The 23,715-nt window shown below is 67.7% G+C and carries 19 protein-coding genes and 1 pseudogene; 10 read left to right on the top strand and 10 right to left on the bottom strand.

The annotated features are described in order from the left end of the window. Window positions 1-121 precede the first annotated feature (121 nt). Both DTS01S_RS28775 and DTS01S_RS28770 read right to left on the bottom strand, forming a co-directional pair. On the bottom strand, window positions 122-982 hold the full coding sequence (locus DTS01S_RS28775) for a creatininase family protein (RefSeq protein WP_061290036.1): 861 nt from the start codon (window positions 980-982) through the stop codon (window positions 122-124). A gap of 29 nt (window positions 983-1,011) precedes the next feature. Continuing rightward, a complete protein-coding gene (locus DTS01S_RS28770; RefSeq protein WP_061290033.1) occupies window positions 1,012-2,007 on the bottom strand; it encodes a Bug family tripartite tricarboxylate transporter substrate binding protein in 996 nt (331 codons plus the stop codon). A gap of 215 nt (window positions 2,008-2,222) precedes the next feature. On the opposite strand from DTS01S_RS28770, the gene DTS01S_RS28765 reads away from it, so the two are divergent. From DTS01S_RS28765 to DTS01S_RS28750, 4 genes are all read left to right on the top strand, one after another. Further along, window positions 2,223-4,493: a protein-disulfide reductase DsbD family protein gene (locus DTS01S_RS28765; RefSeq protein WP_017407002.1), complete on the top strand. Its 2,271-nt coding sequence runs from the start codon at window positions 2,223-2,225 to the stop codon at window positions 4,491-4,493. 191 nt (window positions 4,494-4,684) lie between these two features. Further along, the gene (locus tag DTS01S_RS28760) at window positions 4,685-5,218 is read left to right on the top strand and encodes a hypothetical protein (protein WP_016449276.1); all 534 of its coding nucleotides are present in this window, start codon (window positions 4,685-4,687) and stop codon (window positions 5,216-5,218) included. Window positions 5,219-5,454: 236 nt separating this feature from the next. Continuing rightward, a complete protein-coding gene (nhaA, locus tag DTS01S_RS28755) occupies window positions 5,455-6,726 on the top strand; it encodes a Na+/H+ antiporter NhaA (protein WP_017406063.1) in 1,272 nt (423 codons plus the stop codon). Between the two features lie 28 nt (window positions 6,727-6,754). Beyond that, a complete protein-coding gene (locus DTS01S_RS28750; protein ID WP_026062562.1) occupies window positions 6,755-7,222 on the top strand; it encodes a CoA-binding protein in 468 nt (155 codons plus the stop codon). Window positions 7,223-7,476: 254 nt separating this feature from the next. Here the strand turns inward: DTS01S_RS28750 and DTS01S_RS28745 are convergent, their stop codons facing one another. Then, window positions 7,477-8,310, bottom strand: a complete 834-nt coding sequence (locus DTS01S_RS28745) for a GNAT family N-acetyltransferase (RefSeq protein ID WP_026062563.1) — start codon at window positions 8,308-8,310, stop codon at window positions 7,477-7,479. A 308-nt stretch (window positions 8,311-8,618) separates the two neighbouring features. Here DTS01S_RS28745 and DTS01S_RS28740 point away from each other — a divergent pair, with 308 nt between their 5' ends. Beyond that, window positions 8,619-10,451: a methyl-accepting chemotaxis protein gene (locus DTS01S_RS28740; protein WP_017406066.1), complete on the top strand. Its 1,833-nt coding sequence runs from the start codon at window positions 8,619-8,621 to the stop codon at window positions 10,449-10,451. Window positions 10,452-10,493: 42 nt separating this feature from the next. On the opposite strand, the gene DTS01S_RS28735 is transcribed toward DTS01S_RS28740, so the two are convergent. Beyond that, a complete protein-coding gene (locus DTS01S_RS28735) occupies window positions 10,494-11,312 on the bottom strand; it encodes an IclR family transcriptional regulator (protein WP_016449271.1) in 819 nt (272 codons plus the stop codon). A 149-nt stretch (window positions 11,313-11,461) separates the two neighbouring features. Between DTS01S_RS28735 and DTS01S_RS28730 the strand changes: the two genes are divergently transcribed. From DTS01S_RS28730 to DTS01S_RS28710, 5 genes are all read left to right on the top strand, one after another. Further along, the gene (locus DTS01S_RS28730) at window positions 11,462-12,427 is read left to right on the top strand and encodes an MBL fold metallo-hydrolase (RefSeq protein ID WP_017406068.1); all 966 of its coding nucleotides are present in this window, start codon (window positions 11,462-11,464) and stop codon (window positions 12,425-12,427) included. A 134-nt stretch (window positions 12,428-12,561) separates the two neighbouring features. Continuing rightward, the gene (locus tag DTS01S_RS28725) at window positions 12,562-14,253 is read left to right on the top strand and encodes an FAD-dependent oxidoreductase (RefSeq protein WP_034368449.1); all 1,692 of its coding nucleotides are present in this window, start codon (window positions 12,562-12,564) and stop codon (window positions 14,251-14,253) included. A 31-nt stretch (window positions 14,254-14,284) separates the two neighbouring features. Then, the gene (locus DTS01S_RS28720) at window positions 14,285-14,551 is read left to right on the top strand and encodes a DUF2783 domain-containing protein (RefSeq protein ID WP_013800326.1); all 267 of its coding nucleotides are present in this window, start codon (window positions 14,285-14,287) and stop codon (window positions 14,549-14,551) included. Window positions 14,552-14,655: 104 nt separating this feature from the next. Beyond that, window positions 14,656-15,627: a Bug family tripartite tricarboxylate transporter substrate binding protein gene (locus DTS01S_RS28715; protein ID WP_061290030.1), complete on the top strand. Its 972-nt coding sequence runs from the start codon at window positions 14,656-14,658 to the stop codon at window positions 15,625-15,627. Between the two features lie 1,010 nt (window positions 15,628-16,637). Next, window positions 16,638-17,468 carry a hypothetical protein gene (locus DTS01S_RS28710; protein WP_254788067.1) on the top strand — a complete coding sequence of 277 codons (831 nt, stop codon included), beginning with the start codon at window positions 16,638-16,640 and terminating at the stop codon, window positions 17,466-17,468. Between the two features lie 99 nt (window positions 17,469-17,567). Here the strand turns inward: DTS01S_RS28710 and DTS01S_RS28705 are convergent, their stop codons facing one another. From DTS01S_RS28705 to DTS01S_RS28680, 6 genes and pseudogenes are all read right to left on the bottom strand, one after another. Further along, the gene (locus DTS01S_RS28705) at window positions 17,568-18,314 is read right to left on the bottom strand and encodes an ABC transporter ATP-binding protein (RefSeq protein WP_026062564.1); all 747 of its coding nucleotides are present in this window, start codon (window positions 18,312-18,314) and stop codon (window positions 17,568-17,570) included. Then, on the bottom strand, window positions 18,311-20,203 hold the full coding sequence (locus DTS01S_RS28700) for a branched-chain amino acid ABC transporter ATP-binding protein/permease (RefSeq protein ID WP_017406074.1): 1,893 nt from the start codon (window positions 20,201-20,203) through the stop codon (window positions 18,311-18,313). Before DTS01S_RS28700 ends, DTS01S_RS28705 begins: the two co-directional genes overlap by 4 nt. Continuing rightward, window positions 20,200-21,228, bottom strand: coding sequence for a branched-chain amino acid ABC transporter permease (locus DTS01S_RS28695; RefSeq protein WP_012202505.1), 1,029 nt, complete (start codon window positions 21,226-21,228; stop codon window positions 20,200-20,202). Before DTS01S_RS28695 ends, DTS01S_RS28700 begins: the two co-directional genes overlap by 4 nt. A gap of 83 nt (window positions 21,229-21,311) precedes the next feature. Next, window positions 21,312-22,463, bottom strand: coding sequence for an ABC transporter substrate-binding protein (locus DTS01S_RS28690; RefSeq protein ID WP_016454722.1), 1,152 nt, complete (start codon window positions 22,461-22,463; stop codon window positions 21,312-21,314). Window positions 22,464-22,499: 36 nt separating this feature from the next. Beyond that, window positions 22,500-23,159, bottom strand: coding sequence for a TetR/AcrR family transcriptional regulator (locus tag DTS01S_RS28685; protein WP_016449263.1), 660 nt, complete (start codon window positions 23,157-23,159; stop codon window positions 22,500-22,502). A 17-nt stretch (window positions 23,160-23,176) separates the two neighbouring features. Continuing rightward, window positions 23,177-23,715: pseudogene (locus DTS01S_RS28680) on the bottom strand (phenylacetate--CoA ligase); the annotation flags it as partial.

Raw genomic sequence — 23,715 nt, 5'->3', positions numbered from 1 at the left:
TGGGCGCATTTCTTTGCCTACTTTCTTGCTGCGCCGCAAGAAAGTAGGTCGGCCGCCGGGCCGAGACCCGGCCTCGAAAAACCACCTTCCGGCAGGGTCCAAAAACGAACCCGCAACAAACCTACAACGGCTCCGGCGCCCGCCCCACCGTATCTGGGGCCAGGGCATGCATCTCCGAGAGCAACTGCACCAGCCCTCTAGCCGACGCCTGCACCATGGCTGCACCACGCTCGGCCGCAGCCCCGGCTGCATTGCCAACGGCGCCGCAAACGTTGTAATCCTCGATGGCCCAGCCCATCTTGGCGCTTCGCCCATTGCCCAGCAAGGCATGCCGCTGCGCCCGATCCTGCGAAGTGGAATGAAAGTCCCGCGCATGCTCCATGCGCACGGTCTCCGGCGCCAGGTGCAGCATCATCGACGTCTCCACCTCGCCGCCATGGATGCCGAAGCGGTGCTCATGCGCGCTGAACTGCGCATTGGCCGCATCGTCCACCAAGCCGAACCAGCTGCTGCTGTAGACCAGCAGGCCGTGGCGCATGCGCAGCTCGCGCGCCACGATGTCCATCACGCTGACCTGTCCGCCATGGCCGTTGAGCAACAGCAGCCGGCGCACGCCGGCCCGCGCCACGCAGGCGCCCAGCTCGGTCCACAGCGCGATCACCGTGGCGGGCGACAGCGTCAGCGTGCCGGCAAACGATTGGTGCTCCACGCTGAAGCCGATGTTCTGAGGAGGAAGAAAGAGCACGGGCAGGTCGGCCGGCAGCAGCGGCAGGGCCGCATCGATCACGCCCTGCAGCAGGCGGGCATCGACGGACAGCGGCAGGTGCGGCCCATGCTGCTCCACGGCGGCCACGGGCAGCACCGCCACGGTTTCCGCGGCAAGCCCCGCCTGGGCCAGCGCGAAATCGCGCGCCGATACTTCGGCCCACCAGCGCGATGGCCAGGTACCGAGGGACGTGTGTGGAGGCGGGGAGCTTGGCATGGCCATGATCTTAGCCCCCGCCCCGCGTCTCATTCGACCTTGAAGTTGGATTCCCTGACGATGCGCTTCCAGCGCTCGTTGTCGGATTCGATCAGCCGCGCGAACTCCTCGGGCGTGCCCCGGCGCGGCACATAGCTGTAGCTGCGCAGCTTGGCCAGCACGTCGGGCATCTGCATGACCTTGTCCATCTGCTGCGCGAGCTGGGCCACGATGTCGCGGGGCGTGCCCTTTGGCGCCAGCAGGCCCGACCAGGAGCTGAAGCCCATGCCGTCCACGCCGGCCTCCTTGATGGTGGGCACCTGGGGAAAGACTTCGGCGCGCTGGGGCAGCAGCACGGCCAGGGCCTTGACCTTGCCCGTGCGGATCATCTCCACCGAGGTGAAGGAGTCGAACGAGAAATCCACCTCGCCCGCCACCACGGCCTGCATCTGCGGCGCCGTGCCCTTGTACTGGGCGTTGACGATGCCCGGCGCGCCAATCACCTTCTTGAACTGCTCGGTGATCAGCGAAATCATGCTGCTGCCCGAGGACACGCTCAGCGGCTTGCCCTGTTTGGCCATGTCAACCAGCTCCTGCAGGCTGTTCACGGGCAGGTCCTTGCGCGCAATGAGGACGAAGCCCACGTCGCACAGATGGCTGATGGGCTCGAAGCTGGCCAGCGCCTCGTAGCTGGTCTTGTAGAGCACCGGGCTCAGGGTCTGCGCGCCGGCCGTGTTCATCAGCAGGGTGTAGCCGTCGGGCGTGGCGCGGGCGGCCAGTTCCGTGCCGATGACGCCGTTGGCACCGCCCTTGTTGTCCACCACGAAGGACTGGCCGGTCAGCTCCCCGAGCTTTTGCATGGCCAGCCGCGCCACCACGTCGGTGGTGCCACCGGCGGGAAAGGGCACGATCACGCGCACGGACTTGTCGGGATAGGCAGCGGCCGCGCGCGCGTGCTGCGGCAGCCCCCAGGCGGCGGCCGCTGCCGCGCCGGCGGCCGCTGCCGCGCCGGCGGCCAGGAATTGGCGGCGAGATGTCTCCTGCATGGCTTGTCTCCTTGTGTTGCTCTATCCCGGATGGGTGGCCGGTCCATGATGGGCAACGGACCTATCGCCTGTCCAATACCAAGCGCCTATGCAACGATATCTTTTGCCAATCGTCTTGCAACAACGCACAGAGGATTCCATGGCGCATGGCCGCTACCATCGCCGCCTGTAGCCAGGGGAACCAAAGATCCCGCCCCGGGCTCCCATAGTCCGCCATGCCACTCCAAACGCCTCCTCGCCACACCGCACCCCAGCGCCTCGCCTTCTGGCTTCTTGCCTTCCTTCTGGCCGCCTCCAGCCTGCTGGCCTTCCAGGCCGGCGCGCAGATCCGCCTGAAAACCGGCAGCGGGGCGGCAGCGACCGTGGACACGCCGCGCGTGCGCGCCGAACTCGTGGCCCAGGCGCCCGAAGGCGTACAGCCTGGCCAGACACTGTGGCTGGGCCTGCTGATCACCCACCAGCCCGAATGGCATACCTACTGGAAGAACGCCGGTGACTCCGGCCTGGCCACCGAGCTGAACTGGCAGCTGCCTGCGGGCCTGACGGCGGGCGAGATCCAGTGGCCCGTGCCCGAGGCGCTGCGCGTGGGCCCGCTGCTCAACTACGGCTATGAGGGCCAGGTGCTGCTGCCCGTGCCCGTGCAGGTGGCCGCCGACTTCAAGCCGCCCGCGTCCGGCATGCTGGACCTGCGCCTGCACGCGAACTGGCTGGTCTGCCGCGTGGAGTGCATTCCCGAGGAAGGCGATTTCCAGCTGCAGCTGCCCGTGCAGGGCAGCACGGCAGGCCAGGGTCAGGCCTTCACCCAGGCCTGGGCGCTCAAGCCCCAGGCACTGTCCGCGCCGGCCCAGGCCAAGGTGGTGCCGGCCAGCCAGCCAGCAGCAGAAGGCAGGACGCCCGACGAGCGCGTGCAGCTGCGCATCGAGGGCCTGCCTGAATCCCTGCAGGGCCGCACGCTGGACTTCTATCCCGAATCTTCCGACACCTTCCACCACGCGGCCGAACTGGGCAAGGACTGGCAGCAGCATTGGGACGGCACAGCCTGGGTGGCCGAACTGCCGCTGTCCGACATGCGCGGCGACACTCCGGCCAAGCTGCCCGTGGTCCTGGCCCTGCCGCCCGCCGAGCGCGCCGCAGCGCTGGAGCAGGGCCAGCCCGTGGCCTGGCGCGCCGAGGCCCCGGTCGAGGGCCGCTGGACGGCTGCCGCCATGGCCAGCGTCTCGCCCGCACTGGCTGCGGCCCTGGCGGCCAACCAGGCCGCTGCGCCTGCTGCCAGCGCCACCAGCCTGTGGATGGCCCTGCTCGGTGGCTTGGTGGGTGGACTGATCCTCAACCTCATGCCCTGCGTCTTCCCGGTGCTGGCCATCAAGATCCTGGGCTTTGCACGCCATGGACAGGACCGCCGCGCCCAGCGCCTGGGCGGGCTGGCCTATACGGCCGGCGTGGTCCTGTCCTTCCTGGCCCTGGGCGGGCTGCTGCTGGCGCTGCGCGCGGCAGGCGAGCAGCTGGGCTGGGGCTTTCAGTTGCAGTCGCCGGCCATCGTGGCCCTGCTGGCAGCCCTGTTCACCCTGCTGGGCCTGAACCTGGCAGGCCTGTTCGAGTTCGGCTCCATGCTGCCCGGGCGTTGGGCTGCGGCGCATGCGCGCCACCCGGTGGCCGATGCCTTTCTGTCCGGCGTGCTGGCCGTGGCCATTGCCTCGCCCTGCACGGCGCCGTTCATGGGCGCCTCGCTGGGCTTTGCCATCGACATGCCGGCCCTGCAGGCGCTGACGGTGTTCGCCGCCCTGGGCCTGGGCATGGCCCTGCCCTATCTGCTGGCCAGCTTCGCTCCCGCCGTAGTGCGCTGGCTGCCACGCCCTGGCGCCTGGATGGACACTTTCCGCCGTGCCATGGCCTTTCCCATGTTCGCCACCGTGGTCTGGCTGGTCTGGGTGCTGGGGCACCAGAGCGGCATCGACGCCGCCACCGCGCTGCTGGCCCTGCTGCTGGCCTTCAGCGCCCTGGTCTGGACGCTGACGCTCAAGGGCCGCACGCGGGCCGTGCTGGCCACGCTGGCCGTGGTGCTGGGGGGCGCGCTGCTGGCCACCACCGCACCGCTGATCGCCACACCTGCCCAGGCGGAGGGCACGGGCATGGCGTCCGCTGCAGGCCAGCGCTGGCAGCCATGGTCGGCCGCCCGCGTGGCCGAGCTGCAGGCGGCGGGCAAGCCCGTGTTCGTGGACTACACGGCCGCCTGGTGCGTGACCTGCCAGGTCAACAAGCGCACCACGCTCAACCATGAGGAGGTGCTGGCCGCCTTCGACAGGCACGGCGTGACCCTGCTGCGCGCCGACTGGACGCGGCGCGACCCGGCCATCACCGCCGCGCTGCAGCAGCTGGGCCGCAGCGGCGTGCCCGTCTATGTGGTGCATGCGCCGGGCAAGCCGCCGGTGGTGCTCAGCGAACTGCTGTCCAAGGGCGAGGTGCTGGGGGCGCTGGCCGCGCTTTGACGGCACCCCCTCCTGGGACAAACCCCGATTTTGGGTAGGTGCAAGACCTACATCTGTTGCAGTGCACGCCGTCCTAGACTGGATCCATCCGGGGAATACCGCAATCCGAACGCTAGGCGCCGCGGCTGCCGCCCGACTCCGGACCCGCCCGCGCGGCAACTGCCCGCCCTGCACGACACAGGAGGTGGGCCATGCATGCACTGATCACCCATTCGCACCCTTCGGGGGTGCACCATCGTTCACGCGGCAAGGGATTGCTGCTGGCGCTGGGACTGGCCAGCCTGGCTGTGGCGGGGATCGTCCTGCCCTTTGTGTGGGATCTGCTGGGCTTCGTCAACGGATTGCCCAAGATGGAGTGGCTGCAGTCCATCCTGGCGGTCTCGCCGGTGTTCAGCTGGCTGATGATGTTCGCCTGGGGCCTGGCCGTTCCCGTGGCGCTGATCTATGCGCTCTACCACCCGCAGACCCATCCCTGGGCCAACGCCGCCATGGTGGCGGGCGCCATGCTGGTGGCCATCACCTGGTACGTGCACATGCCGGCCGCATCGCAATGCACGGCCATGTATCCGCAGACCGGCATGGCCTGCTCGGTGCTGCAATGGGGCTTCAGCATGAGCCTGGGTGTGGCTACGGCGGCCTATGTGTTCCTGGTCTTCATGATTGCGCTGTCCTCGCTGGGGCTGCTGGCCGAATGCGTCTCGCGCAACGAACCGCCCAGGCCCTGAATCCGCAGGGTTTTGGGCAAGGGTCCCGGCCGCCGATTTTTTGCCGCCGGGCCGCCCCAAGGCAAAAAGCGGCCCCCTCGGGGGGCAGCGGACCTTGCGCAGCAAAGGGGGCGTGGGGGCTTCTTTTATAATGGCGGCTGGGTGTCCAGACCGCATGGGGCGGCAGGACAGGTGTTGATAGCGCAGGTCGGGCCGCCTGCGCACCGGGGCCGCAAGGCCCCTTTGCTGCTTTGCACATGAACACCTACACGACCCCGCGGCCGTCCGGCCCGCGCACGCCCCTTTTCCTGTCTTTCGCCGATCGCGTCGGCGCCTTCCTGTCCCGCTGGTCCCATGCCGAGGCCGCGGGCGGCATCGTGCTGCTGCTGGCAGCGGCCGCCGCCCTGGTCTGGGCGAACTCCGGCTGGGCCGGCTCCTACGAGGCGCTGTGGCACACGCCGCTGAGCGTGGGCCTGGGCCCGTGGCAGCTGTCGCAATCCCTGCATTTCTGGGTCAATGATGCGCTGATGAGCGTGTTCTTTCTCGTGGTCGGCATGGAGATACGCCGCGAGATGCATTCCGGCGCACTGGCCCGGCCGCGCCAGGCGCTGCTGCCCGTGATGGCCGCGCTGGGCGGCGTGGTGGCGCCGGCGCTGATCTTCCTGGCCTTCAATGCCGCGCCGCCGCTGCGCAATGGCTGGGCCGTGCCCACGGCCACCGACATCGCCTTTGCCATGGGCGTGCTGGCCCTGCTGGGCAGGGGGCTGCCGCCCGCGCTGCGCGTGTTCCTGCTGGCGCTGGCCATCATCGACGACCTGGTGGCCGTGCTCATCATTGCGCTGTTCTATTCGGGCGGGCTGCAATGGAGCCAGCTGCTGGTGGCCGCCGCCGGCCTGGCCGGCGTGTTCCTGCTGCAGTCGCTGGGCGTGCGCCGCGCCTGGGCCTATGTGCTGCCGGGAGCCGTGCTCTGGTGGGGCATCTGGCAGACCGGCGCCCATCCGACGCTGGCCGGCGTGGTGCTGGGCCTGGTGACGCCCGTGCATGCGCTGGCCGGCCGCGAAAGCGCCGCGCCCGTGGAGCGCGTGCAGGCGGACCTGCATCCCTGGGTGGCCTTTGGCGTGATGCCGCTGTTTGCGCTGGCCAATGCCGGCGTGCCGCTGCAGGGGGCGGGCACCGCTGGCATCGATGCGGCGGGCACCTCGGCCGTGATGTGGGGCGTGGCCCTGGCCCTGGTGCTGGGCAAGCCGCTGGGCGTGCTGATCAGCTGCTGGCTGGCCGTGCGCCTGCGGCTGTGCGCGCTGCCGCCAGGCATGGGCTGGGGCGACACGCTGCTGGCAGGCCTGCTGGCAGGCATTGGCTTCACCATGGCCATCTTCATCGCCACGCTGGCCTTTGACAGCGAGGCCCTGCTCAATGCCGCCAAGCTGGGCGTGCTGTTGGCCTCGGCCACGGCCGCCGTGCTGGGGCTGGGCTGGGGGATGGTGCTGCGCCGGCGCCATGCTGCGGACGCGACAGCCCTGCCCGCCTGAACGGCAGGCGCTGCGTACACTGCGGCGCATGAGCGATACAGCAACAGACTCCCGCCTGCGTGACATCCTCGTGCAGTGCCGCACCCTGGCCGTGGTCGGCCTGTCGCCGCAGCCCGACCGACCCAGCCACCAGGCCTCGCAGTACATGCAGCGCCACGGCTACCGCATCGTTCCCGTGAACCCCGTGGTGGCACGCGAAGGCGGAAGCATCCTGGGCGAGCCCGTCCATGCCAGCCTGGCCGACGCTGCGGCCGCGCTGGCCGCACAGGGCCTGCGCATCGACATGGTCGATTGCTTCCGAAAGAGCGAGGACATCCCGCCGCTGGCCGCCGAGGCCGTTGCCGTCGGCGCGCGCTGCCTGTGGCTGCAATTGGGCGTGGTCAACGACAAGGCCCTGGAACTGGCCCGCGCTGCGGGCCTGTGGACCGTGCAGGACCGCTGCGTGAAGATCGAACACCAGCGCCTGCTGGCCGATGCCCCGCCCACCGCCCGGTAACTCAGGAATTGCCCATGAAAAAGGCCGCAGCCCCGAAAAGGCTGCGGCCTGCAATTGGCGTGGACCAAGGCCCGGTCAGTCCGGTGCAGGTTACCTGCCTCCGTCCGGGTGTCTGCTTCAGCCCACATCCAGCATCATGCACGGTCTTTGTGACAGCCCTGTGATGCACATCACGGTCCGGCCCATTGCACAAGAAGCCGGCTCCGCCCTCTCTTTCCGAAAATTCCCAATTTCCCCAAAACGCTGCGACGGCCTCAGCCGCGCCGCGTGAACAGGCGCAGGTAGCGCGAAGGCAGGTCCTGCATGCGCATCATGATGGGCAGGTCGGCCGTGTTGAAGTCGCTGTCCCAGGCCGGCGCGCCCAGCACCTTGGCGCCCGTGCGCAGGTAGCCCTGGATCAGCGCGGGCGGCTCCACGCTCATGCCGCTGGTGCTGACGGATGCCAGCTCCTCGGGCAGGGCCACGCGGGGACGCACCTGCAGCTCGGGCTCGGCCAGATGGGTCTGGCGCAGTTGCTGCCAGACGCGCGCCGGGCCCTCGCCGTGGGCCAGGCCCGGGTACTGCATGGGAATGCTGGCGCAGCCGACCATGGCGTCGAGCCGGTTGCGCTGCATGAATTCGGCCAGCGCGCCCCACAGCGCCAGGATCACGCCGCCCTGGCGGTGCGATGCGTGCACGCAGCTGCGGCCCAGCTCCACCATGCGCGGGCGCCAGGCGGCGAGCGGGCCCAGGTCGAATTCCTGGTCGGAGTACAGGCCCCCGGCGCGCAGCGCCTGGGTGGGAGTGAGCAGGCGGTAGGTGCCGATAACCACGCCCTTGTCGGCATCGCAGACCATGAGGTGCTCGCAGAAGTCGTCGAAGGCGTCGATGTCGTGCCCGGCCAGCGGCGTCTGCAGCACGGCGCCCATCTCGGCGGCGAACACCGCGTGGCGCAGGCGCTGCACCTGTCGCACTTCGTCAAGGTGCCGGGCCCAGCGCACGTCCAGCCGCAGCGGTTTGTCCGCGGCCTGGGGTGGCTGGAGAAGCGCGGAAAGCGGGGGCTTGGCGATCTCGATCGCCGCGTTGCGAAGGGTGTCAAGAACGTCCATATGCCCGCCTTCCTCGTCATGTTGGACGCAGTCGGTGACCTGCCTGTGCCACTCGGTTTGCCTGCGTGCCGCCATTGTGGAAAGCGGCCATGAAAGTCCCGCGACGGTTGCGTTACAGCAACATGTCACACCGCACTGCAATGGTGCACTGCAGCAAATGCCTCTATGACAGGTGCTGCGCGCAAGTTGGTGCACGCCACCACAGGGTTGGCATGTCGTCAAAAAATGAAACAAATTGTGCGTTAATGACAGGGCCGCATGCCCGGCCATTGCGGCTTGCGGAGTCCTCAGTCTTCCCTTGCCGCGCCATGCTCCAGACCCTTCGCTCCAAGATCCTTGCCATCAGCACAGCCACCGTGGTCGGCGCCCTTGCCATCACGGGGGCTGCCACGTACCACATCGTTCGCGGCAGCACTTTCCAGACCATTGAACAGGACCTGGACGCCATCACCGCCGGCAACACCATGGCCATCGACCAGTGGGTGGCCTCCAAGGCACGCGCCGTCAGCGCCGCCGCCGCCGTGATCGAGCACGGCGACCCGCAGGGCTTTGCCGCCCACATGGGCCAGGCCAGCGGCTTTCCCATCACCACGGTGGGCTGGGAAGACAAGACCTACAAGTCCACCACCAGCACTCCGCCCGACTACGACCCCACGGCCCGCCCCTGGTACAAGAGCGCCGTGCAGGCCGGCAAGCTGGCCCTGACCAAGCCCTATGGCGACTCCACCACGGGCGTGCCCTATGTGGCCTTCGTGGCGCCCATGCTGCGCGGCGGCGCGCTGCAGGGCGTGATCAGCGGCGCCGTGCCGCTGGAGGGCGTGCGCGAGGTGGTCTCCGCCATCCGCCCCACGCCCGGCAGCCTGGGCTTCGTGGTCAGCCGTGACGGCCAGGTGCTGGCGCATGCCGATGCCAAGCTGCTGCTCAAGCCCACCTCCGACATCTCCGAGTTGCTGACGCCGGCCGCGCTGACCGCGCTGGCCAGCGCCACGGCGCCGCTGGAAGTGAACCTGGGCGGCAGCGCCAAGCTGCTAAAGGCCCGCCCGGTGCAAGGCACGGACTGGCTGCTGGTGGTGGCGCTGGACAAGGCCGAGGCCACGACCGGCCTGCAAAGCGTGCTCAAGACGCTGGCCATCGCCATCGTGCTGCTGGCCTGCCTGGCCACGGCCGTGGCGGCGGCGCTGACGGCCCAGTCCTTCCGGCGCCTGTCCCAGGTGCGCGACGCCATGGACAAGATCGGCTCGGGCGGCGGCGACCTGACGCAGCGCCTGCCGGTGTCGGGCAATGACGAAGTGGCGCAGATCGCCTCGTCCTTCAACGGCTTCGTCGAGCAGATCGGCACCGTGCTCAAGGATGTGCGCAACGGCGTGGAGTCCATGAAGACCGCCACCGACGAGATCAAGCTGGGCAACCTGGACCTGTCCAACCGCACCGAATCCTCGGCCAGCAGCCTGCAGGAGACCTCGGCCTCGCTGTCGCAGCTGACGGCCAATGTGCGCCAGTCGGCCGAGGCGGCCGCCATGGCCACGCGCCTGGCGCAGTCGGCCAGCAGCTCGGCCACCAAGGGTGGCGACGTGGTGGGCAGCGCCGTGAGCACCATGGACGACATCTCCCGGGCCTCGTCCAAGATCGGCGAGATCATCGGCGTCATCGACGCCATCGCCTTCCAGACCAACATCCTGGCGCTCAATGCCGCCGTCGAGGCCGCCCGCGCCGGTGAGCAGGGCCGGGGCTTTGCCGTGGTGGCCTCGGAGGTGCGCAGCCTGGCCCATCGCAGCGCGGCGGCCGCCAAGGAGATCAAGACCCTGATCGACGCCTCCGGCGCCAGCGTGGCCATGGGCACGGAGCGCGTGCGCGCGGCCGGCCAGACCATGGGCGAGATCGTGGACGGCATCCAGCGCGTCTCCCAGATCATTGTCGAGATCAACGGCGCCATGACCGAGCAGAGCGTGGGCATCGGCCAGATCAACCAGGCCGTGGCCGACATGGACCGCGCCACGCAGCAGAACGCCGCGCTGGTGGAGGAGTCCACCGCCGCATCGTCCGTGCTCAACGAGCAGGCCCACCACCTGTCGCGCACGGTGGCCGGCTTCACGCTGGAAGGGCGTGCGCCTGCCCGGGATCAGTTGCTGCTCACGCACTGAGCCTTGACCAAGCGCCACTGAACCCCACCGGGGGCTGCGCGCTCAGGCCTGGGCCGGCGCTCCCAGGCGCTGGGACAGGCTGCGCGCCTGGGCCTGCAGCAGCCGGGCCGGCCGGCCCTGGGGGTCCAGGTCCAGCGTGGCCGAGGGGCCGATGGCGGCAATGGCCAGCACCAGCTGGCCAAAGCCGTCGAACACCGGCACGGCCAGCGCGCTCACGCCTGACAGCAGCTGGTTCTCGACCCGGCTCAGGCGGCTGGCGCGGATGGCGGCCAGCTCCTTTGCAAAGGCGGGCTCCTCCAGGCTGTGGCCTTCCGCGTCCAGCAGGGGCGCAATGCGCCCGGGCTCGCCAAAGGCCGCAAAGATCTTGCCCGTGGCCGTGTGGCGCAGCGATGCGGGCGTGCCGTGGCGCATGGCCACATAGACATGGGTGGGCCCCTCTTCCACGCGGATGATGGTCGGCCCCTGGCCGCTCCACATGGCAATCGACACCGTGCTGCCCACCTCCTGCGCCAGCGCGGGCAGCTCGGCGATCGCCAGGCGCACGGGATCGGCCTGCTGCAGGCTGATCAGCCCCATCTGTATGGCCAGCGGCCCCAGGCCGTAGTGGCCGCTGGCGCGGTCCTGCTCCATCAGGCCCAGTTTGCAAAAGCTCACCAGGTAGGGGTGGGCCTTGGCCGCCGTCATCTCGGCCTCGCGCGCCAGATCCTTGAGCGCCATGCGCCGGCCCGTGCGTGCCAGTGCCTTGAGCAACTGGCCGCCGACTTCCACGCTCTGGATGCCGCGCGGGCCGCGCGCGGGCTCGTCATCGCTGCTGTCAGGAAGGAAGACGGGGCTGTTCGGGGAAGAGGCGGCATCGGACATGGCAGGCATTGTGAAGGCTGGAACCCGGAGTTTGCGGCTCCGAGGGTTTTTCACTATGTCAAACGAATTGTTCAATGTTGAATTTTTCCCTAGCATTCAGGCATTCGATAAAAACAAATGCGTTTGTCCATTTCAAAAGCAGGATGCCCATGACCACCAAGACCTTTGCCTCCGCCGCCGACCTCGAAATCAAGCAGGTCAGCTTCGACAAGCTCTCCGAGCACGCCTACGCCTACACGGCCGAGGGCGACCCCAACACCGGCATCATCATTGGCGACAACGCCGTGATGGTGATCGACACCCAGGCCACGCCCGTCATGGCGCAGGACGTGATCCGCCGCATCCGCGAGATCACCGACAAGCCCATCAAGTACGTCACGCTGTCGCACTACCACGCGGTGCGCGTGCTGGGCGCCTCGGCCTTCTTCGCGGAAGGCGCCGAGCACATCATTGCCAGCCAGGACACCTATGACCTGATCGTGGAGCGCGGCGAGCAGGACAAGGCCAGCGAGATCGGCCGCTTTCCGCGCCTGTTCCAGAACGTGGAAAGCGTGCCCGACGGCATGACCTGGCCCACCCTCACCTTCACCGGCAAGATGACGCTGTGGCTGGGCAAGCTGGAAGTGCAGATCCTGCAGCTGGGCCGCGGCCACACCAAGGGCGACACCGTGGTCTGGCTGCCCCAGGACAAGGTGCTGTTCAGCGGCGACCTGGTGGAGTTCGGCGCCACGCCCTATGCGGGCGATGCCTACTTCCAGGACTGGCCGCACACGCTGGACGCCATCGCCGCCCTGCAGCCCGAAAAGCTGGTGCCAGGCCGGGGCGCCGCGCTGCAGACGCCGGCCGAGGTGCAGGCCGGCCTGGCCGGCACGCGCGACTTCATCAGCGACCTGTGGACCGAGGTCAAGGCCGGCGCCGACGCCCAGCAGGACCTGCGCAAGGTCTACGAGGCCGCCTTCGCCAAGCTGCAGCCCAAGTACGGCCAGTGGGTGATCTTCAACCACTGCATGCCCTTCGATGTGACCCGCGCCTACGACGAGGCCTCGGGCCATGCCGACCCGCGCATCTGGACCGCCGAGCGCGACCGCCAGATGTGGGAAGCGCTCGAAGGCTGAACCACGGCGGCGTGCCGGTCCTGAGCACCGGCACGCCTGCCCATCGCACCCGCCCGCGCACCGGCATTCCCTGATGCCGGCGGGGATGGCTGCGCCTTTTCTCTCTCATACGCCCACGACAGAGGACGAACCCCATGTCCCACCCCGCCATCTCCCTGCAAGCGCTGCGCGGCAGCGGCGCAGACATACAGGCCATCCACATCCCCTACGAGCGCCATGCCGACCAGGACGCCGGTGCGGACACGCCCGCCCGGCATCCCGTGGTCATCGTCGGCGCCGGCCCCGTAGGCCTGTCGCTGGCCATCGACCTGGCCCAGCGCGGGCAGCGCGTGGTGCTGCTGGACAACGACTGCCGGCTGTCCACGGGCTCGCGCGCCATCTGCTTTTCCAAGCGCACGCTGGAGATCTGGGACCGCCTGGGCGTGGGCCAGGCGATGGTGGACAAGGGCGTGTCCTGGAACCTGGGCAAGGTCTTCTTCAAGGACCAGCCGCTGTACCGCTTCGACCTGCTGCCCGAGGACGGCCACGAGCGCCCGGCCTTCATCAACCTGCAGCAGTACTACGCCGAGGCCTATCTGGTCGAGCGCGCACTGCAGCTGCCGCTGATCGACCTGCGCTGGCACAGCAAGGTCACGGCGCTCGAGCCGCAGGCCGAGGGCGCGCTGCTGACCGTGGAGACGCCCGACGGCAGCTACCGCATCGATGCGCAATGGGTCCTGGCCTGCGACGGCTCGCGCTCGCCGCTGCGCGGCCTGCTGGGCCAGGAAAGCCATGGCCGCATCTTCCGCGACCGCTTCCTGATCGCCGACGTGAAGATGCATGCCGAATTCCCCACCGAGCGCTGGTTCTGGTTCGACCCGCCCTTCCACCCGGGCCAGAGCGTGCTGCTGCACCGCCAGCCCGACGATGTCTGGCGCATCGACTTCCAGCTGGGCTGGGACGCCGATCCCGAGGAAGAGAAAAAGCCCGAGAACATCATTCCCCGCATCCGCGCCCTGCTGGGCAAGGACGCGCCCTTCGAGCTGGAATGGGCCAGCGTCTACACCTTCGCCTGCCTGCGCATGGACCGATTCGTCCATGGCCGCGTGGTCTTCGCGGGCGACAGCGCCCACGGCGTCTCGCCGTTTGGCGCACGCGGCGCCAACAGCGGCGTGCAGGATGCCGAGAACCTGGCCTGGAAGCTGGACCGCGTGCTGCGCGGCCAGGCCGATGCCTCGCTGATCGCCACCTATGGCGCCGAGCGCGAATACGCGGCCGACGAGAACATCCGCAACTCCACGCGCGCCACCGACTTCATCACGCCCAAGAGCGAGATCAGCCGCCTGTTCCGCGACGCCGTGCTCGACCTGGCACGCGACCATGAATTCGCGCGCCGCATCGTCAACAGCGGGCGGCTGTCCGTGCCGGCCACGCTGCATGGCTCGGCGCTCAACACGCCCGACACCGACACCTTCGACGGCACCCAATTGCCCGGCGCCGTGCTGGCCGATGCGCCCATGCGCCGGCCCGGCGTGGACGGCACGGCCTGGCTGCTGCGCGCCCTGGGCCCGGACTTCACGCTGCTGCACTTCGGCCCCACGCCGGCCTGGGCGCAGGCGCTGCCCGGCGTGCTCAACCTGTCCATCGCGACAGAGGGCGAGGCCCATGCACCTGACGCCGACCTCATCGATGCGCGCGGCCTGGCGGCCAGACGCCTGGATGCGCGCCCCGGCACCAGCTACCTGCTGCGGCCCGACCAGCATGTCTGCGCGCGCTGGCGCCGCCCCGACGAGGCCGGCGTGCGCGCCGCTCTCCAAAGAGCCTGCGGCGCCGCCGCCACGGCCTGAACCTCTTACGCCCTATCCACAGGAGACCGCCATGCTGCTGTCCACCCACCCCAACCTGCAGGCCTGCGACGATTTCTACGAAGCCCTGATCGCCACCCACCAGGGGCTCGATACCGCGCAAAGCCATGCCCTCAATGCCCGCCTCGTGCTGCTGCTGGCCAACCACATCGGCCACCAGGGCACCTTGCTGCATGCGCTCGAACTGGCCCGCGCCAGCGCAGGACTTGCGCCTGCCGGCGCGGACCCGGCCGAGCGCGGCGCCGTGACACCGGTCGCCCCGGTGCACGCGGCCGCCTGAAGCCGCGCGCCGCCGCCCGTGCGGCGGCCTGCCATCCCCACAAAGGCGCCCGCCTCACACCTTGGACATCTCACAAGGGCGCCGCATACAACATGGAGACAAGGATGCAACGCAAGCAGTTTCTGGCCGCACTGGCCTGCTCGGGCCTGGCCCTGGCCGCAGGGCCTGCCGCCCTGGCACAGGACAAGCCCCTGGAATGGGTCGTGGGCTATGCGGCCGGCGGCGGCTCGGACGTGGTCGCCCGCGTCATCGCCGAAGCCATGGGCCGCAACATGGAGCGGGTCATCGTCATCAATAACAAGCCCGGCGCAGGCACCAACATCGCGGCCGAGTACAGCGCCCGCTCGCGCGACCACGGCAACCTCATGTTCACGGCCGACTTCGCCACGCTGGCGGCCAACCCCTTCCTGTTCAGCAAGCTCAACTACAACGCCGAGCGCGACTTCAAGCCCGTGGGCATGCTGGTGCGCTTTCCCATGCTGCTGGTGGTCAACAACGATGTGCCCGCCACCAACCTCTCCGAATTCCTGGCCTGGGCCAAACAGCAAAAGACCGGCGTGAGCTGGGGCTCGGCCGGACTGGGCAGCCCCCACCATCTGGTGGGCGAACTGTTCCGGGAGCAGGCGGGCCTCACCAACATGACCCATGTGCCCTACCGCGGAGCGGCCCCTGCCGTACAGGACGTGGTCGGCGGCCAGATTCCCGCCATGTGGGCCGACAGCGCCACCATCATTCCCTTCCTGAGCGAGAAAAAGCTCAAGGCCATCGGCGTGGCCAGCCCTGCGCGCGTGGACGTGCTGCCCCAGGTCGCCACGCTGCAGGAGCAGGGTCTGAAAGGTTTCGAGGGCTATGCCTGGCAGGGCATCGTCGTGCCCACGGGCAGCTCGGCCGAGGTGGTCAAGAAGTTCAGCCAGTCGTTGCAGCAGGCCCTGGCCGACACCCGCACCAAGGCACGCCTGGCCGCCATGGGCGTGGAGCCCATGCCCGGCAGCGCCGAGCAGATGGGCCAGTTCGTGCGCGCCGAGCGCGGCAAGTGGGGTCGGGTGATCGCGGCCAACAACATCAAGCTGGACTGAGCGAGCCCTCGCCGCCCCGAGCGGCGATGACTCCATGAAAGTGCCCGACCTCAGCAGGCCCTTGCGCCGGTGGTCGGCACTTCCAGCAAATCCAGGGGACAGATGCCGCCTTGCTGGGAATTCCCGTGCGCCCCAGGCAAGACATCCACAGTGGCCAAGCCCCGTTCAGCAAATCCACCACACCTCCCAGACGGCCCTACCTGGCAAGCCTTTACCTTTCCAAGCTTGCGGGCGCAGGACCGCCCGGCCCGCCCCTGATTCCCAAGCCTTCGGATCACCAGCGCATGGCGTTCATGGTCATAGGCAGCGGTCCTCTACCTGGATCTCAGGTCGAATGGCGTCACCGGTGCGCCTTTGGGAACCGCAACCTGTTTCGGTATTGTCATGAATTGACAGATGTGCCTAGGGTTCAACCGATGGACCATTTCCAAATTAGACGGCCGAGCGCATACACCAGCGTGTGGCATTGACGACTTGCACAACTCGTCCTCTCGCCAAGGCTCCGGAAATCCGTCCCCATCAGATAACGGGCGACAACCCTCCTTTTCACACACCACCCTGTCAACCAGGGCGTGCATTTGCCTGCCTGTGGCGGTGCTCTTGCCAAGGCAGCGTTCATAAGCCACTCACGGATTTATCCGAGCAAATCTTGTGAAATATCAGAATATTCTTATAGGCTGCGTCCTCATTTTCAGATTCAGCCGTATTCCATACATCCCCCAAAAAACTTCCAATACACCTTGCCCAGAAAATAACAGAGAAAAATTAAAACACCCTTCTCACTTCAAATTCTGCGTTTTCTTAGAATTTTTCAAGACAATTCGGGATTGCAAACTATAAATCGCAAGGGAAAATCATCTCAAAAGCCCAATCTCTGGAAAAATCTCCCGGCATGGCAAGGAAATTTCAGGCAGCGTATTGCGATGACAAATGAGCTATCAAATCGCGTGGAACAGAATCATTGCTCCGGCCAATGTGCATGCAAACCTTCAACAAAGAAATTGGTAGATATGTCTTCGAACAATAATATGATCATATTAGTGGCAGTCTTGATCACCACTGCCTCGGCAATAGGCTTATATGTCTACCTAGATACCAACTCATCGGAGCCCATCAATCCGCAGACGGGTATGCTGGCAAGCGAACACAGGGCGCCATCTTCAACGGCGCAAGGCACTGCATCGGTCAGCATGGAGGAACTTCTCGAAAAAAAGAAACAAGCAGTTTTCAGCTACTCCAGGGAGGGAAATTTCCCTGACACTCGTGCTCGTCTGAAAAATTCCTTCGACGATAAAACCCTGACCGCAAACGAGTATTACGGCGAATTGGCCCATATGCTTTCAATCTCGGCGGATGCCCCTGCAAGTATCATCAAGGAAGTTCTGGAATCAGGAAATAAATATGGCCGTGATGTACTGCTGGGCAATCTAGGCAGCAACCTTGAACTGCCCAACAGCATCTCCGCTGCCGAGAGGAATGCCATTTTCGACATGGTAAACGGCGCCAAACCGGAATTGGGTGGTGGCATCCATGAACTGGGATTTTCAGATGTCTTCAGATATGAGGATTGGCTGAAATCCCTCAAGGCGTATGCTCCTGACGAAGCGATTTTTCATAAAACGCTTGAAAATCTCATTCAGACAAGGATGGCTGACCCCAGGGAAATGCTGGCGCTGCAGTCCGCATTTCGGGACGAAAAATTCTTGAACCACATAGACCCCATCGCCCGCGAAAGATACTTGTTTTATATTTCGGGATACATCAAAGACTATCCAGGCAACAGCGTCGCCCAAAGCATCAACAAGGCAAGGCAGGATTATCTGGATGAGATGAAGCGCTGATGCTGGCGGTGGATTGACTTGGATGACTTGGCGGCATGCCTGTATGTCACGACCACAACACAGTCACCAGAACCAGACAACAGCGCTCACTCCACTCACTTATGCGGCCGCCGCCTCCGCACTGCGCCCCATCCCCAGATAGGTATCGATGATGCGCCGGTCGTGCAGCAGCTCCCTGGCCGCGCCGCTGAGGGCCACGGCGCCCATCTCCAGCACGTAGGCACGGTCGGCCACCTTGAGGGCGGCGCGCGCGTTCTGCTCGACCAGCAGCACCGAGACGCCGTGGTCGCGCAGGCCGGCCACGACCTGCAGCACCTCGCGCACGATCAGCGGCGCCAGGCCCAGCGACGGCTCGTCCAGCAGCAGCAGGCGCGGGCGCGCCATCAGCGCGCGGCCGATGGCCAGCATCTGGCGCTCGCCGCCCGACAGGGTGGAGGCCATCTGCGGGCGCCGCTCCCTCAGGCGCGGGAAGATGGCGAAGACCTCGTCCATGCGCTGCGCCTGGTCGCGCAGGCCCCGGCGCCAGCGCGAGAAGCCGCCCAGCAGCAGGTTGTCCTCCACCGACATCTCGCCGAACAGCTCGCGCTTTTCGGGCACCAGGGCCACGCCGTTGGCCACCATGACCTCGACGCCGGGGCGTGCGATGCGCTTGCCGTCCAGATGGATCTCGCCGCGCGAGGGCAGCAGGCCCATGGCGGCCGACAGCAGCGTGGTCTTGCCCGCGCCGTTGGGGCCGATGACGGTGACGATCTCGCCGCTGCGCACATCCAGATCCACCTGGTGCACCGCCTCCACGGGACCGTAGGACACGCTCAGGCCCTTGAGCTGCAAAAGGGTGTCGCTCATGCCGTCTCTCCGGTTGCCTCGTCGTCGTCGCCGCCGCCCAGGTAGGCATCCAGCACGCGCTGGTTGACCTGGATCTGGGCCGGCGTGCCTTCGGCGATCACGGTGCCGAACTCCAGCACCGTGATGCGGTCCGCAAGATTCATGACGAACTCCATGTCGTGCTCGACGACGAGAATGCCCAGCCCCTCGGCGCGCAGCTGGCGCAGCAGGTCGGCCAGGGCCTGTTTTTCCAGGTGGCGCAGGCCGGCTGCCGGCTCGTCCAGCAGCAGGGCCGCGGGCTGTCCGGCCAGGGCGCGTGCGATCTCCACGATGCGCTGCTGGCCCAGGGCCAGCGAGGCGGCCGGCACGTCGGCGAAGGCGCCCAGGCCGCAGCGCTCGATCTGGCGGCGCGCCTCGGCCAGCACCGAGGCCTCCTCGGCCCGGTCCAGGCGCAGCATGGAGGCCAGCCAACCCCGGTGCGCACGCCGGTGCGCGCCCACGGCCACGTTCTCCAGCACGCTGCGCTGGCCCAGCAGGCGCACATGCTGGAAGGTGCGGCCCAGGCCCAGGGCGGCAAAGCGGCGCGAGGGCGCATCGTTCATGGCCTGGTCCATGAAGCGCACCTGGCCCTCGGTGGGCGAGTCCACGCCCGAGATCATGTTGAAGAAAGTGCTCTTGCCCGCGCCGTTGGGGCCGATCAGCGCATGCACCTCGCCGGCCCTGAGCGTCATGGCCACATCGTTGTTGGCCACCAGGCCGCCAAAGCGCTTGGTCACATGCTCGGCCGCCAGCAGCACCTGGCCCGCCGCGGGCAGCGCGCGCTGCGCCAGCGGCGCAGCGTCCGCCAGCTTGAGATCAGACACGGGCCGGCGCACCCAGCGCGCCGTGAGCGCCTGCAGCGTGGGCCACAGGCCTTCTGCAAAGCGCTGCAGCACCAGCACCATCAGCAGGCCGAAGACGATGACCTCGAAGTTGCCGCTGGTGCCCAGCAGAGCCGGCAATATGTCCTGCAGCTTTTGCTTGATCAGCGTGATCAGCGTGGCGCCCAGCACCGCGCCCCACAGGTGGCCGGCGCCGCCGACCACGGCCATGAACAGGTACTCGATGCCCACGTTGAGGTTGAAGGGCGCCGGGCTCACGAAGCGCTGCATGTGGGCGTAGAGCCAGCCCGAGAGCGTGGCCAGCAGGGCCGCCAACACGAAGAGCTTGACGCGGTAGTGCGCCGTGTCGATGCCCATGGACTCGGCCATGACGCGGCCGCCGCGCAGCGCGCGGATGGCCCGGCCCTCGCGCGAGTCCAGCAGGTTGTGCAGCAGCCACAGCGCCACCAGCAGCACGGCCCAGATCACCACGCCCATGGCGCGCGGCGAGGCCAGCGAGACGCCACCGATCACCAGCGGCGCAATGCCCGTGATGCCGGTCTGCCCGCCCAGGAATTCCATGTTGCCGAACAGGTAGTACAGGCTCAGCCCCCAGGCGATGGTGCACAGCGGCAGGTAGTGGCCCTGCAGCTTGACCGTGACCGCGCCCAGCAGCCAGGCCACGACGAAGGTGATGAGCAGGCCCAGCGCCAGGCCCACCCAGGGCAGGCCCGCCGCGCCCACCAGCCCGCCCAGCGCCGCCACCGAGGCCGGCGCCGTGCAGACCCAGGCCGTGGCATAGGCGCCGATGCCCACGAAGGCCGCCTGGCCGAACGAGGTCATGCCGCCCACGCCGGTCAGCATCACCAGGCCTGCCGCCACCATGGCGAACAGGCCGATGTAGCTGAGGATGACGACGGTGAAATCGGGCAGGAAGCCCCAGGACGCGGCCAGCAGCGCAATGGCGGCCACCGTGAGCACGCGCGTGCTGATGCCGCCCGAGGCGGCCTTGGCAGGCGCCGCGGCCTGCGAGGAAACGGGGGCGCTCATTCTTCTTCCTCCACATGGTGGCTATTGCGCGATCGCCACCACAGCACCGGGATGATCAGCGTGAACACCAGCACCTCCTTGTAGGCACTGGCCCAGAACGACGAGAAGGCCTCCAGCAGCCCGACCAGCAGCGCGCCGGCCAGGGCCAGCGGGTAGCTGGCCAGCCCGCCCACGATGGCGGCCACGAAGCCCTTGAGGCCGATCAGAAAGCCGGTGTCGTAGTACACCGTGGTCAGCGGCGCGATCAGCAGGCCCGAGATGGCGCCGATCAGCGCGGCCAGCGCAAAGCTCACGTCGCCGGCCATGGCCGTGGGAATGCCCATGAGGCGTGCGCCCACGCGGTTGATGGCCGTGGCGCGCAGCGCCTTGCCGATCATGGAGCGCTCGAAGAACACGAACAGCAGGGCCACCAGCACCAGGGTCACGCCCACCACCACCAGGGACTGGCCCGAGATCGTGATGTCGCCCAGGCGCAGCTGCGCCTCGGAAAACGCGGGGGTGCGCGAGCCTTCGGCCCCGAAGAACAGCAGCCCCAGGCCGACCAGCACGCCGTGCATGGCCACCGAGACGATGAGCAGCATCAGCACCGAGGCATGGGCCAGCGGCCGGTAGGCCAGGCGGTACAGCAGCGGCCCCATGGGCGTGATCAGCACCAGGGTGGCCAGCGCCTGCAGCATCAGCGAGGACGGGCGCAGCCCCCAGGCCAGGGCCACGGCAATGGCCGGCAGCGCCAGGCACCACAGGAAGGTGGCGGGCCAGCTCACCTGGCTGCCCGCGCGCCAGCGCAGCAGGTCCACCACCAGCACGGCGGCGGCCAGGGCCAGCAGCAGCCACAGCGTGGTGGGCACGCGTCCGGCCTGCATCATGGCCAGGGTGAGCGCGCCGAAGGCGACGAACTCCCCCTGCGGGATGAAGATGATGCGGGTGACCGAGAACACCAGCACCAGGGCCAGCGCCATCAGGCCGTAGACGGCGCCGTTGACGATGCCGTCCTGCCCCAGCAGCAGGGCGATTTGCAGATCCATGATCGACTTTCGAGCAGACGCGGCCAAGCGCCACAGCGGCCGCCACCAGGTGCGGCAGCCGCTGCGGCCTCAGGCCTGCAGGTTCAGGGCTGGTACTTCCAGGTACCGTTCTCGATCTTGACCATGACGGCCGCGCGCTGGTCCAGGCCCAGGTGGTCGGTGGGCGTCATGTTGAAGATGCCGTGGGCGCCGGCCACGTCCTTGGTCTGCTCCAGCGCATCGCGCAGGGCGGCGCGGAACTCGGCCGTGCCGGGCTGGGCCTTCTTGAGCGCGGCGGGAATCGCCGCTTCGAGCACGCGGCCCGCATCCCAGGAATGCGCGCCAAAGGTCGAAGCCGTGCCCTTGCCGTTGGCGGCCTCGTAGGCCTCCACATAGGAGACGGCGGACTTCTTGACCGGATTGCTGTCGGGCAGCTGGTGGGCCACCAGCACGGGGCCGGCGGGCAGCAGCGTGCCTTCCACATCCTTGCCGCCCACGCGCAGGAAGTCGGCATTGGCCACGCCGTGGGTCTGGTAGATCTTGCCCTGGTAGCCACGCTCCTTGAGCGACTTCTGCGGCAGCGCGGCCGGCGTGCCCGAGCCGGCGATCAGCACCGCATCGGGCTTGGCCGCCATGAGCTTGAGCGTCTGGCCCGTGACCGAGGTATCGCTGCGCGAATAGGCCTCGGTGGCGGTGAGCTTGAGGCCCTTGGCCTCGGCCACCTTGCGGAATTCCTGCAGCCAGCTTTCTCCATAGGCGTCGTTGAAGCCGATGTAGCCCACGGTCTTGATGCCGGCCTTGGCCATGTGCTCGCCGATGGCGGCGGCCATCATGGCGTCGTGCTGGGGCGTCTTGAAGACCCAGAACTTCTTGGCATCCACGGGCTCGACGATCTTGGCCGAGGCCGCCAGCGTGATCATGGGCGTCTTGGCCTCGGAGACCACGTCCACCATGGCCAGGGAGTTGGGCGTGATGCTGGAGCCCAGGATCACGTCGACCTTGCTCTCGCTGATCAGCTTGCGCGTGTTGGCCACGGCCGCCGTGGTGTCGGAGGCGTCGTCCAGGATGATGTAGTTGACCTTCTGGCCCGCCACCGTGCGCGGCATCAGCGCCACCGTGTTCTTTTCGGGAATGCCCAGCGACGCGGCCGGCCCGGTGGCCGAGACCACCACGCCCACGTTGATGTCGGCCAGGGCCGAGCCCCAGACCGTGGCCAGGGTTGCGGCCAGCAGGCCCAGTTTTGTCATGCGCTTCATGTCTGTCTCCTTTGTGTTGGATGGGGCGCGGTGCCGTCAGGCGCCACAATTTACCGTGGTAACTATTTTTTTGCCAGCGGTTTGATGCACGGGTTTGCCTGGGGTCTGCACGGCAGGCAAGCCTCCGAGGAACAGGTCGGCCACCACGGGGGCCATGGCCTCGTGGTCCAGCGTTCCGTCGGGCCGCAGCCAGGTGAACATCCAGTTCATCATCCCGAACAGCAGCATGGCCAGCGCCTTGGACAGGCCCGCGCCGTCGGCGTCCGGCCGCAGCTGGGCCACCGCCTGGGCAAAGGCCTCGACCACGGCGCGCTCCTTGCCCACCACGCGCTGGCGGTCCTCGTCCTGCAGGAAGCGCACGTCCTCGGTCAGCACGCGGTGGGCATGCCGGGCATGGGCGTACTCCTGCACGAAGCGCTCGATCAGCATGCGCAGCCGCGGCTCGGGCGGCAGGCCCATGGCCTGCACCTCGTCCACCAGGGCCTGCAGCCGCGTCATGTGGCCATCGGTGATGTCCACCAGCAGCGCGTACTTGTCGCGGAAGTAGTGGTAGATGGTGGGCTTGGACAGGCCGCAGGCCTGGGCCACCTCGTTCATCGAAGTGCCGGGGTAGCCGCTGCGCGCGAACAGCGCGGCGGCATGGCCCAGGATCAGTTCGCGCTGGTCGTCGTATCCGGAAGATCGGCCTCGGGCCATGGGACTCCTGTGCGCGCTCAGCGGCTGCGGTGGTCGATCACGCGGCGGGCCTTGCCCACCAGGGTGCGCTCTATGGAATCGGGCCGCAGCACCTCGACCTCGGCGCTCACGCCGACCAGGGTCTTGATGCGCTGCTGCACCCACAGTGCCAGCGCCTCGGTGTCGCCCTGCGTGCCCGGCTGCATCTCGCAGCGCACGGCCAGCCGGTCCAGGTTGCCCTCGCGCGTGACCACCAGCTGGTACTGGCCCGACAGCTGGGCGTTCTGCAGCACGATCTCCTCGATCTGCGTGGGAAACAGGTTCACGCCGCGGATGATGAGCATGTCGTCGCTGCGCCCCACGATCTTGCCCATGCGCCGGAAGCTGCGCGAAGTCGGCGCCAGCAGCCGCGTCAGGTCCCGTGTGCGGTAGCGCACGATGGGCATGGCTTCCTTGGACAGCGACGTGAAGACCAGCTCCCCCTCGCTGCCGTCGGGCAGCACCTCGCCCGTGTCCGGGTCGATGATCTCGGGGTAGAAATGGTCTTCCCAGATCACCGGTCCGTCCTTGCTCTCCA

The sequence above is a fragment of the Delftia tsuruhatensis NBRC 16741 genome, assembly GCF_001571325.1.
Classification (GTDB): domain Bacteria; phylum Pseudomonadota; class Gammaproteobacteria; order Burkholderiales; family Burkholderiaceae_C; genus Comamonas; species Comamonas tsuruhatensis.
The sequence above is the reverse complement of the archived record's forward strand: the minus strand, read 5'-3'. Positions and strand labels throughout refer to the sequence as shown.